This is a genomic window from Gillisia xinjiangensis, from assembly GCF_046298265.1.
Taxonomy (GTDB): Bacteria; Bacteroidota; Bacteroidia; order Flavobacteriales; family Flavobacteriaceae; genus Gillisia; species Gillisia xinjiangensis.
Genome location: NZ_JBKAHK010000078.1, coordinates 1 through 594 on the forward strand (window position 1 = coordinate 1; position 594 = coordinate 594).

The window sequence follows — 594 nt, forward strand, 5'->3', positions numbered from 1 at the left end:
GTCCGGCTGCGCCGGCTTCGGCTTTGGAGAGGCGGAAATGACCGCGCCCCAGGGCAACGCTCACGACCGCGCTCTGCAGTCCGGCTATTTGGAATTGTCGCGGTCCGAGTTCAACGAGGGCGACTACATCGACTCCGACAAGTTCGCCGAACGCTCGATGGCCGCGGCCCGGGGCGAGAGCGTGGCGCCGGAGGCAATCTCCGAACGCGATCTGCCGGCCGACAGGATCGGCACCTTGACCGGCGCGCGGGGGGGGTTGGGGACGGCGCTGGCCGGCGGCGCGGCCCAGAACAATCCCTCCGCGGCGGCCGAGGCGCAGGTCGCCTTCGACTGCTGGATGCAGGAGCAGGAGGAGAACTTCCAGCCCGACGACATCGCGGCCTGCCAGGAGCGGTTCATCGCGGCCATGGAGGCGCTGGAGCCACGGCCGGTTGCCGCCGTGCCGCCGCCCCCGCCGCCGGCGCCTGCCCCGATGGCTGCACCCGGTCCTTTCACGGTCTACTTCGACTTCGACCGGGCCGAGCTGACGCCCGCTGCACGCACCGAACTGGCCGACGTGATCCAGGCGGCGCAGGGCTTCGATGAGGGGTCGAT

The 594-nt window shown here is 71.0% G+C and carries 1 protein-coding gene; it reads left to right on the top strand.

From position 1 onward, the window contains the following. A partial coding sequence (locus ACKGJN_RS16570) for an OmpA family protein (RefSeq protein WP_409540674.1) occupies window positions 1-594 on the top strand: 594 nt, incomplete at both ends.